The 9,352-nt window shown below is 65.9% G+C and carries 10 protein-coding genes and 1 tRNA gene; 7 read left to right on the plus strand and 4 right to left on the minus strand.

The annotated features are described in order from the left end of the window. Positions 1-2,054, minus strand: a 2,054-nt coding sequence (locus EA346_RS11870; protein WP_296758837.1) for a SulP family inorganic anion transporter, incomplete at its 3' end; no start/stop codon positions are given. Between the two features lie 397 nt (positions 2,055-2,451). Here EA346_RS11870 and EA346_RS11875 point away from each other — a divergent pair. Both EA346_RS11875 and EA346_RS11880 read left to right on the plus strand, forming a co-directional pair. Next, positions 2,452-2,541, plus strand: a tRNA-Ser gene (locus EA346_RS11875). Between the two features lie 259 nt (positions 2,542-2,800). Next, the gene (locus EA346_RS11880) at positions 2,801-3,427 is read left to right on the plus strand and encodes a methyl-accepting chemotaxis protein (RefSeq protein ID WP_296758840.1); all 627 of its coding nucleotides are present in this window, start codon (positions 2,801-2,803) and stop codon (positions 3,425-3,427) included. A 49-nt stretch (positions 3,428-3,476) separates the two neighbouring features. On the opposite strand, the gene EA346_RS11885 is transcribed toward EA346_RS11880, so the two are convergent. Beyond that, positions 3,477-3,950 (minus strand): LEA type 2 family protein, encoded by a 474-nt coding sequence (locus EA346_RS11885; RefSeq protein ID WP_296758842.1) that lies wholly within the window; start codon positions 3,948-3,950, stop codon positions 3,477-3,479. Positions 3,951-4,134: 184 nt separating this feature from the next. Here EA346_RS11885 and EA346_RS11890 point away from each other — a divergent pair, with 184 nt between their 5' ends. Both EA346_RS11890 and EA346_RS11895 read left to right on the plus strand, forming a co-directional pair. After that, positions 4,135-4,446 (plus strand): DUF1840 domain-containing protein, encoded by a 312-nt coding sequence (locus tag EA346_RS11890; RefSeq protein ID WP_296758858.1) that lies wholly within the window; start codon positions 4,135-4,137, stop codon positions 4,444-4,446. A gap of 41 nt (positions 4,447-4,487) precedes the next feature. Next, positions 4,488-4,739, plus strand: a complete 252-nt coding sequence (locus tag EA346_RS11895; RefSeq protein WP_296758845.1) for a GlsB/YeaQ/YmgE family stress response membrane protein — start codon at positions 4,488-4,490, stop codon at positions 4,737-4,739. Positions 4,740-4,777: 38 nt separating this feature from the next. Here the strand turns inward: EA346_RS11895 and EA346_RS11900 are convergent, their stop codons facing one another. After that, the gene (locus tag EA346_RS11900; RefSeq protein WP_296758848.1) at positions 4,778-5,557 is read right to left on the minus strand and encodes a lytic transglycosylase domain-containing protein; all 780 of its coding nucleotides are present in this window, start codon (positions 5,555-5,557) and stop codon (positions 4,778-4,780) included. A 37-nt stretch (positions 5,558-5,594) separates the two neighbouring features. Here EA346_RS11900 and EA346_RS11905 point away from each other — a divergent pair, with 37 nt between their 5' ends. The 3 genes from EA346_RS11905 to EA346_RS11915 are packed head-to-tail and all read left to right on the plus strand — an operon-like array spanning position 5,595 to position 7,397. Further along, positions 5,595-6,401 (plus strand): biotin--[acetyl-CoA-carboxylase] ligase, encoded by an 807-nt coding sequence (locus EA346_RS11905; RefSeq protein ID WP_296758851.1) that lies wholly within the window; start codon positions 5,595-5,597, stop codon positions 6,399-6,401. Further along, positions 6,394-7,185, plus strand: a complete 792-nt coding sequence (locus EA346_RS11910) for a type III pantothenate kinase (RefSeq protein WP_296758852.1) — start codon at positions 6,394-6,396, stop codon at positions 7,183-7,185. The genes EA346_RS11905 and EA346_RS11910 overlap by 8 nt, the downstream gene beginning before the upstream one ends. Further along, entirely contained in the window at positions 7,182-7,397 is a 216-nt protein-coding gene (locus EA346_RS11915; protein ID WP_296758854.1) for a hypothetical protein, read from the plus strand. The genes EA346_RS11910 and EA346_RS11915 overlap by 4 nt, the downstream gene beginning before the upstream one ends. 228 nt (positions 7,398-7,625) lie before the next feature. On the opposite strand, the gene EA346_RS11920 is transcribed toward EA346_RS11915, so the two are convergent. Beyond that, on the minus strand, positions 7,626-9,122 hold the full coding sequence (locus tag EA346_RS11920; RefSeq protein WP_296758856.1) for a DUF255 domain-containing protein: 1,497 nt from the start codon (positions 9,120-9,122) through the stop codon (positions 7,626-7,628). Between the last annotated feature and the right edge of the window lie 230 nt (positions 9,123-9,352).

Raw genomic sequence — 9,352 nt, forward strand, 5'->3', positions numbered from 1 at the left:
TCGACGCGGGCCTGGACCGCGGCCACCGAGGCATCGGTGGAGCGGAAGATGTTTTCCTTGCCGATCACCTCGTCGAGGCCGGTGCGTTCCATCACTTCCAGCACCTGTGCCTTCAGCCCCGCGAAGATCAGGGTCACGCCGCGCGCCTTCAGGCGGTCGACCAGGGAATGAATCACTTCCTCCCCCGAGGCATCGATCTCGTTGATGCCCTTGGTGACCACGATCAGGTACTTGGCATTTGGGTGCCGTGCCGCCAGTTCCAGCACTGCGTCCTCAAAGTAGGGCACGTTGGCGAAGTACAGCGAACGGTCGAAGCGCAGCAGGCCGATCTCCTCGCTGGCCTTCAGGCCGTAGCGCTGGGCCTCGCGCAGGGTGCCGTCCGAGAAGCGCGCCAGTTCCGAGACACGGGGGCGCATGGTGCGATACAGGAACAGGCCCACCGCGAGGCCGACGCCGATCAGGATGCCGATGTCCAGGTTGGGGGCCACCGCCAGCGTGGCGACGAAGGTGACCACCGCCGCGATGCCGTCGTGGCGACTCGCCAGCCAGGCGTGATGTATGGCCTTGAAATTGACCAGGCCAACGACCGCCATGATGATGATGGCCGCCAGAACGGCCTCCGGCAGGTGGTAGAAGAGCGGTGTCAGGAACAGCAGTACGAGCAGGATCAGCAGCGCGGTGAATACGGAGGACAGGCCCGTACGCCCGCCGTTGTTCAGGTTCACTGCCGAGCGCGAGAAGGATCCGCTGACCGGGTAGCCCTGCGTGAAACTGCCTGCGAGATTCCCCAGCCCCTGCCCGATCAGTTCCTGGTTCGGGTTCAGGCGCTGCCCGGTTCGGCCGGCAATGGCACGGGCGATGGCAATGGCCTCGGTGAACCCCACCAGGGCAATGACGAAGGCCGCGGTGAACAGCGCGGCGACGGTGGTCAGGCTGAGATCGGGCATCGCCAGCGACGGCAGTCCGGCGGGTATGCTGCCAACGACCTTGCCGCCTGCGTTCAGCTTCACCGTCGTGTCATCGATGCCGTCGACGCGCCATGCGGGACCCTCCGTCACCTGGCCCGGTTCCAGGGCATCCTGGGCCACATAGCGCAAGGGCTCATCGTCATCGTTGACAACCAGCCGGAAGCGGACATCGCGCAGCTGTCGCTGCAATGCCCTGGTGTCGCTCTCGACCTCATCGGCCTCGATACGCAGCAGTTCAGCCTCATAGCGCAAGGCAGCGGCTTCGGCGGGCTCAGCGTGGTCGGCGTGTGCCTCGCGTTCGCGGATCTGGCCGTCCAGCTCCCTGGTTCGGGCCTTGAGCTCCGCCCAGGTGGAGAGTTGTCCGGCGACCTCGGGAGGGGCGATCTGCGCGAGGTCGGTCTCGGCTTTGCGCTCGAAGCCCACGGCCCAACTCAGAGCCGTCGCGATGACGACGGCGGCCAGCACTCCGGGGATCTTCGGAGCGAATCGCTTCATGCCGACCATGATCACGATGGCGCCCACGCCGAAAGCCAGTGTGCCCCAGTGGAGGCGGGTCAGCTCGGTCAGGACGCCCCAGAGGCCGACCATGAAGTGCCCGGTGGTGTCGATCGGGACGCCAAGGAGCTTGTTCAGCTGGGACAGGCCGATGATCAGCGCCGCGGCGTTGGTGAAGCCCACGATCACAGGATGCGAGATGAAGCTGACCAAGGCCCCCATGCGCAACAAGCCCATCGACAGCTGGATGACGCCTACGAGGAAGGCCAGCACGATCGCCAGCGCGATGAACTCGCCGGATCCGGGGCTTGCGAGCGGGATCAGGGCCGTGGCCGTGAGCAGGGACACTACCGCAACCGGTCCGGTCGCGAGATGGTTCGAAGAACCCCACAGCGCTGCGACGATCACCGGTAGCAGCGAGGCATACAGGCCATACACCGGAGGCAGGCCGGCCAGGGCGGCGTAGGCCATGGACTGGGGTACGAGGACCAGGGCCACCGCGAGCCCGGCAGACAGGTCGGCCTTCAGGATGTCCCGGTTCGGACGCTGCCAGCGCATGAACGGGAAGAGCCGGAGCAGGAGCGGATTCATTCAGGAACCTTGATGTCGTCCGGAAGACGGTCGGGCGCGGTAGAGGGGCCGGGAATCCCGCTTCCCGTACCATGCGCGCAATGCCGATGATCAGCTTGCGCCCGGTACCCACACCACACAGCGTTGGCGAGTATAAGCCCTGGTCAATGGATTGCGAAGCAAGGATATGGCCCCCGGCGCCACCAGAACCAATGAAAAAGGGCAATGCGGAGAATAGACGGAGATCTATGCCTGCGTACATTGCAAGTCAAACCCGCGGCTCCTGTGCCGCACCTGAACGGACCGCAGGGTGAGGGCGCAGCCCGAATCCATCCCTCCTTCTCACGCGCCCGTCCGGGCGCGGATCGAAGCCGGCGAGTTGTCAGGTTGGTACGGCTTCCGGGAGAATGGGGAGCTTGGAGAAGTGGCAGAGCGGTTGAATGCACCGGTCTTGAAAACCGGCAGAGGCGCGAGCCTCTCGAGGGTTCGAATCCCTCCTTCTCCGCCACCCCCCCCAGCCCCGCGTTGACGCCTGACACACGAGAGTCTAGATTCCTCGAATAGATCCTTGAATTTACAGTCCCGAGTGGGCAAGGCAAATCGTCGCGGCTGAGCGCGGAACCGGCGCTGTGCTGCGGTTTGCGGCAACAGTCGGGCGGTGTTGCCGCGCAGGCCGGGCTGAGGGCATTGCCCACAAGATGCCGATCACCGGGCGGAACCGGGGATTGCGCATTCCGCACAGTACCCGTTGTCGAGAGTGTCCCAGCATGTTTGAAAAAGACCCCCGCACGTTCTCACCGGAATACCAGAACCTTTCGCCCGAACAGAAGGCGATGGTCAAACTCGAGATCGCGCTGACGAATTTCTTCCGCGCCTTCGAGGGCAGCATGCGCCGCTTCGAGCGCCTCGTGTACCCGTCGGTGCTGATCATCGGAATCCTCACCCTGTCCGGCTTCTACCTGATCTACAACCTGACCGGCGACATGTCCACGATGGCCCGGAGCATCGACCCGAGCATGGAAGCCAACCTGGATACCATGTCCAAGAACATGGCCGACCTCTCGCAGAATGTGGCGACGATGACCGGGGAGATCGCAACGCTGGTCCAGGTGATCAACGTGATGCAGACGAATGTCGCGAGTATGGAGGGCAATACCGCATCGATGGCGGATACCTTCGGTCAGGTTCAGGAGAGCATGGACGTGATGACCACCAACGTCGTGACCATGAGCACGAGCATGCACGAGATGACGGATCACATGGGTCACATGAACCAGAACATGGGAGCCATGAATCAGAGCATGGGCTCGATGACGCAGAGCATGGGGCGCATGAGCCACGACATGAACCGGTTCACCCGCCCAGAAAGCATCATGATGCCGTTCATGCGCTGATCTGCAGCCCTCAGCGGGGGAGCCGGAAGCTTCGACAGCCTCCCGTCTCCTATCGCTGCAGGGATGCCAGCGAAAGTTCGCCGGATTCCTCCAGCACCAGGAATCGGCTGATGCCGCCTGTGTCCAGGCGCGCCCGCAGGTTATAGCCGAACCGGTCGCGCTGGGGATCCTGCAGCAGGTTGTTAAACAGCCTGAGGCCGCTGATCAGATCCACTCCAGCCTCGACCTCAATGAGCGACTCACCGTAGGCCGGCACGGTCTCGAGATTGCCAGCCACCCCGGTGATGACCCTGTAGCCTTCGAATTCGACGTTGTAGCTCATTCCCCGGAGGGGCAGGGGCGTGGAATTCGGGTTCACGACCCGCAGGCCCAGCGCGAAACGCGGCGCCATCCCCTCGGAGGGAATGGCGCGGAACGAGTCCAGCATCAGCGATGGACGCTCGTAGCCCGGGCGCACGCCGGCACACCCCCCCAGGAGCAGTGCGGCGGCTGTAGCGAGGAAGAGGCGTCGGTGGGACGGCATCGGATGGCGACTCCGTAGTTGGGAAACAGTGGCCCCCGCTCGGCCGAGCGGATAGCAGGACTCTGCTGCATCCCCCTCGTCAGGACAAGCCCCCCGGACACGCTCTGCAACTGCCGGCGTGGCCGGGCTGTCAGACGGTGGATCGGTTATGCTGCAGATCTGCCTTTTCCCGGGAGAATTCCTGATGCTCGTCACCTTTCGCACCCCGGCCTATGCCGACATCACGATGTTCGGCGATGTCGCCCTCGCTCTGATCGAGTACATGGGGCACAGTCCCACAGTCCCCGGTGCACTTGCTGCAGAGGACGTACCCGGGGCGCTGCAGCGCCTGCGTCAGGCGGTCGAGGCGAAGGGTGGCGAGGCGTTGCCGGGAAGCCCGGAGAATGATTCCGGGTCCAGAGAAGAGCAGGTCAGCCTGGCGCACCGCGCATTGCCGCTGGTGAAACTGCTGGAAGCCGCTGCTGAGGCGGAGGCCTACGTGATGTGGGATCGCTAGTAGGCCATGCAGGCAGTTCCGAGAAACTTGAGGGGCGCAAGATGTCCTTGATGCAGATCCTGGTATTCATGGTGGTGGGAGGAATGGCCGGCTGGATTGCCGGCGTCGTCATCCATGGAGGCGGGCAGGGGGTCCTCCTCAACGTGCTGGTGGGTATCCTGGGCGCCTTCCTCGGAGGCTGGCTGTTCGGGGTGATGGGGATCGGGGTGGCAGGGCTGGGCGGCCTTTTCCTGATGGCGACCATTGGCGCGGTGATCCTGCTGGCTTTGCTGCGGTTGATCTCCAGGCGCTGACCGCTCCCCCCGGACTGATGCCGGGAGGCTCCGCGCACTCAGTCCCGCTTCGCCTGCATTCCGGCCTCGTCGGCGACCGCCGCGTGCCGCTGGTAGTGGGCATTGACACGCGCGACGTAGTTGCGGGTCTCGGCAAAGGGGGGAATGCCGTTGTGGCGCTCGACGGCGCCGGGACCCGCGTTGTAGGCGGCCAGGGCCAGATCCAGATCCCGATCGAAACGATCCAGCATCTGTGCCAGGTAAGTGACGCCGCCCCGGATGTTCTGCGCCGGATCGAAGCGGTCGGTCACGCCGAGTTCGGCAGCGGTCGCCGGCATCAGCTGCATCAGGCCATGCGCGCCGACGCGGGAAATCGCGTGCTGGTCGAAGCAGGATTCCACCCAGATCACCGACTTGATCAGCAGCGGGTCGAGATTCCAGGCACTTGCCTCCTGCGTGATGATCGCGTCGAAGGGACCGGACCCGACCGGCATGACAGCATCCGCCGTGAGCCGGCAGCGGACCGATGCGGTGGGGCGGCCATAGGTCGCGATCAGCGTCAGCGCCTGCTCCTGCTGCCGTTGGTTGGTGACCAGGCGTTCTCCGGTGGGGGACTGGTAGACGAAGATCTGGCCGGCCGAGCGGCCCGGCGTCGGCCGGCCGGCGGGGGTCCCCACGCGGCTGTAAGTCACCCCTCCCGATGGCCGCTGGTCGGTGTACACTCGTGTGCCATGCGCATCCAGGTAGGTATAGAGCTCCGCGGTGGCTGCCGTGGTCCAGGCGACCAGCCCGCAGGCGACGGACAGCAGTGCGGCGGTCAGGATGCGGCGGTTTTCCATCCCGGCATTCTAGCCTTCCGTGGCTGACTATTCACCCGTGAGCTGGGAACGAAGCCTGGTCGGCCTCGCTGACGGGCTGGAGGTGGATCTGCCCGGCCGCTGGGGTGCTGTGCACTGCCTGCAACGCGTCGACTCCACCAACCGGCGTTTGCTGGAATCGAGCACCCTGGTTCCGGACCGTTATGAGGTCTGCGTGGCGCGCGAGCAGACGGCCGGGCATGGGCGCAGGGGCCGTGCCTGGCTCTCCAGCCCCGACGCCAGCCTGACCTTTTCGGTGGCCCGAGCACTGTCGCCCGATGAGGCGGTGGACCCGGCGCTGTCGCTGGCGGTCGGCGTCGGCGTCGCGCGCGGGCTCGAGCGTTGCGGCTTCTCCGGCTTCGGTTTCAAGTGGCCCAACGATCTGGTGACCGAGGACGGTGCCAAGCTGGCTGGCGTCTTGGTCGAGGCCCGCGCTGTACGCGAAGACCGGCTTCCGGCGCTGGTGGTCGGCGTCGGCCTGAATCGCGTCGGTGCGCACACCCTGGGCGTGGATCGCCGGGTTGCCGATCTCTCGCAACTGCCCGGACCTGCCGAAGCGGCGTTGTCCGACCTGCTGCGTGCCGTCCTTGTCGAGGTCGTCCGGGCCTGGGACGACTTCGCGCGGTCCGGCCTCGCGCTCGTTGCCAACGACCACGCAAGGCTGGATCATCTGCGCGGGCGCAGGATCACGGTGCTGGACACGGGCGAGGAAGGGATCGCGGCCGGCATCGATCACGGCAATGGCGCGCTGCTCCTGCAACGGCCGGATGGCCTGAAGCGGCTGTACTCGGGGGAGATATCGGTGAGGGTGCTGGGCGATGACTGAAACCTGGCTGATCGACCTGGGCAGCAGCCGCGTCAAGTGGCAGGTCCGTTCCGGATCCGGTGCGGTCCGGGAACAGGGCCAGTGGGAGGGATCCGCTGGTGCCTTGGACCGGGCGCTGCCGAAGACGCAGCCTGGCGCAGTCTGGCTGGCGCGGGTCGGCGCAGCCGGGCGGGAGCAGGCACTGCTTGATGCGATCCGTGCGCGGCATGGCGACGTCGCCACCCACAGTGTCCGACCCGAACCCGAGGGACCGGCCGGGCTCTGTCTGGACTACGATTGCAGCCAGTTCGGCGCCGACCGCTACTGCGCATTACTCGGTGTACTCGGGCGTACGCGGGCACCGGCGGTGGTCATCGATGCCGGCACCGCCGTCACCATCGATCTGCTCGGAGCGGATGGGCGTCATCTCGGCGGCTACATACTTCCGGGCTTTCGCCGCGGCCTGTCCGCGGTATCCGACCTGCTGTCCGCGGAGTTGCAGGTGCGGGTTGGCGCCGCGCTGGGACGGGCGCCATCTCCACGGGAGCCCAGCCACCCTGGGCATGACACCGCCGAGGCGCTGATGCAGGGCTGGATGCATGGACTCGCAGGCGCAGTGGAACGGCTGGGATCCGAGCAGGCCGGGGGCGTCGCCAGTGACGGCGAATGGTGGCTCACCGGCGGCGACGGTCCATGGCTGGCCGAACTGCTGGATCACTCCGCTCGCGTCGAGCCGGATCTGGTGTTCGACGGACTCTGGCTCTGTGCACGGGACGATGGCCTCAGTAGGGAGAGGCGGGGGTGATCCGCTGGGTGCTGCTGCTGTTGCTGGGGCTGAACATCGCCTATCTCGCGTTCGGGCTGTACCGCATCCATGAGCATGGGTTCGATCCCTATGCAGGTGTGGCGCCCCTGGAACGCTTTCCCGGGGCCTCCGAGATCCAGCTCATCGATGCGCTGGAAGACTCTCCGGTAACGGAAGCCAGGGGCCCGGGGGATCGACCCCGGGACCCTTGAACCCAGTACGGAAGCGGAATCTGGAGTGCTACGGCTCGCCGCCGCTTTGGGGCTGGATCCGGCACTTGAAAGCGGGAGCAAGCTCCCGCACTCCATAAGTCTGTCGATGTACGGGGCCGTGTGATCACGGCGGCGCAGCTTTGGAGTGCTACGGCTCGCCGCCGCTTTGGGGCTGGATCCGGCACTTGAAAGCGGGAGCAAGCTCCCGCACTCCATAAGGCGTGGGTTTCATTGCTGATCGAGGGCCCAGAAGCCCAGGGCCACGTCGTCCGGGTCGGTGCCGGGCGGGATGATCAACTGTGAGTGAACCCGGTCCGGGTCCACGCCCGCCTGCTCGATATCGTCTGCCGGCAGCTGCGCCAGCCACCAGGCCAGGGCCGCCTGCGTGCGCGTCTCGACCCAGGGCTCGAATTCCTCTGTCCGCCGCTCGCGATAGGCATCCAGGCCGGGGTCGAGGTAGGAAGACACGGCCTCCAGCAATGTCCGTTCGATGTCTTCTTCCCGGGCGTCCACCGCTGCACCGTACAGATGCCAGGCAATGCCGGGCCAGACCTGAGCGGGCAGGTAGCCCGCCAGTTCCGCAGGCCCGTCGGCCGGCAGGGCGTGGAGATACTCGTTTCCGGAGCGCAGGTGGCGTTCCAGCCCCTGCAGCGCGGCTCCAGCCCAGTCGAGCAGGGACGGGTCGTCCAGTGCCGCTGCGGCCCGCACCAGCGCGGCGATGGCCTGTCCCGAGGCATCGGCGTAGGTGGTCCGGTCCACCGGTGGCGGCGCCAGGTTCCTGCGTACCGCCATAGGCTGGGCGTAATAGAAGTTGTCCGAATACTGGCTGCTGTAGAAACGCTGCTGGTCGGCATTCCAGAAATGCGTCCGCAGATAGTCCAGGTTGCGTTCGACGATCTGCCGGTAGGCCGCATCCCCGAACCGCCGATAGGCGTCGGCATAGAGCCACAGGAACGCGGCGTTCTGGTCGAGGCGCTTGGAGGTCTCCCGTGCCCGCTCGTGGTCGGGCTGATCGGGGTCGTAGAAGAAGAAAAAGCCGCCCTCTTCAGCATCCCACAGGTCCTGCGCCGCCTGGTCGAGCAGTTCCGGCAGGCGCTCGCTCCAGGCATCCTGGCGCAGCAGGAAGGCCAGGGTCCACGGTTGCGGGCGCTTGCTCAGCGTTCCGAACATCGCGCTGCCGCTCAGTCGCCGGGCGTGGGGATCGTAGACTTCGTCCAGCATCTCCAGGAAGGCTTCGACGTTTTCAATGGGTTCGTCGGCGGGACTGAGTTCGCGTCCGGTGACGGAGATCTGGCGTCGCCGTTCCGCCAGTACACGGGACAGATCTGCGGGTCCGACATGGCCCGTGAAGCGGCCCCGAACGTCGTCCTGTGCATCGACGATCACCACGAAGGGCAGGCCGCGGCCCCCGTAACGCGTGAACAGGTCGCGCCGGCGGTCGAGATCGATGAGGACGGGAATGTAGCCCGTGCGGATCACATCCACCACGTCGTCGTGCTCCAGGCTCTCGTCCTGAAAGTCGCGGCACCAGGTACACCACTGGCCGTGGAAGTACAGGAACAGCGGGCGATTCTCGGTGCGCGCGCGGGCGAACAGGGTCGGGTCGAACTCGTTCCACGCGATCCTGGAGCCCGCCGGATAGTCGTCGCCGGCGACGGGCGTCGGGGCGGCGGCAAGAAAGAACGCCAGAAGCAGCAGCAGGACAGTGGCGGTGGGCAACGTCATGCGGGCTCCCTCCGCGCGAGTCGCGGCGGCTGCCCGAGTCCTGCAGGTTCCTGGGTTCGTAGCTGGTGTCATACCCTTTGGACGCCTCGGGCACGGAGGAATTCCGATCAAACGTGGGTCGTGAGGGTTCGAAGGGCACCGGGGCATGTCAGCCCGCGTTCGAGTTGGCGTGAAAACCACGGTCCAGTTCTGTAGGTCGGGTTAGCGTAGCGTAACCCGACGTGCCGGGG

This window comes from Thioalkalivibrio sp., from assembly GCF_007692535.1.
GTDB lineage: Bacteria > Pseudomonadota > Gammaproteobacteria > Ectothiorhodospirales > Ectothiorhodospiraceae > Thioalkalivibrio.

Coding starts and splice junctions, on each gene's coding strand:
- EA346_RS11910 (WP_296758852.1), top strand. CDS start 6,394: ATGACTGAAACCTGGCTGATCGACCTGGGCAGCAGCCGCGTCAAGTGG.
- EA346_RS11880 (WP_296758840.1), top strand. CDS start 2,801: ATGTTTGAAAAAGACCCCCGCACGTTCTCACCGGAATACCAGAACCTT.
- EA346_RS11920 (WP_296758856.1), bottom strand. CDS start 9,122: ATGACGTTGCCCACCGCCACTGTCCTGCTGCTGCTTCTGGCGTTCTTT.
- EA346_RS11900 (WP_296758848.1), bottom strand. CDS start 5,557: ATGGAAAACCGCCGCATCCTGACCGCCGCACTGCTGTCCGTCGCCTGC.
- EA346_RS11885 (WP_296758842.1), bottom strand. CDS start 3,950: ATGCCGTCCCACCGACGCCTCTTCCTCGCTACAGCCGCCGCACTGCTC.
- EA346_RS11895 (WP_296758845.1), top strand. CDS start 4,488: ATGTCCTTGATGCAGATCCTGGTATTCATGGTGGTGGGAGGAATGGCC.
- EA346_RS11890 (WP_296758858.1), top strand. CDS start 4,135: ATGCTCGTCACCTTTCGCACCCCGGCCTATGCCGACATCACGATGTTC.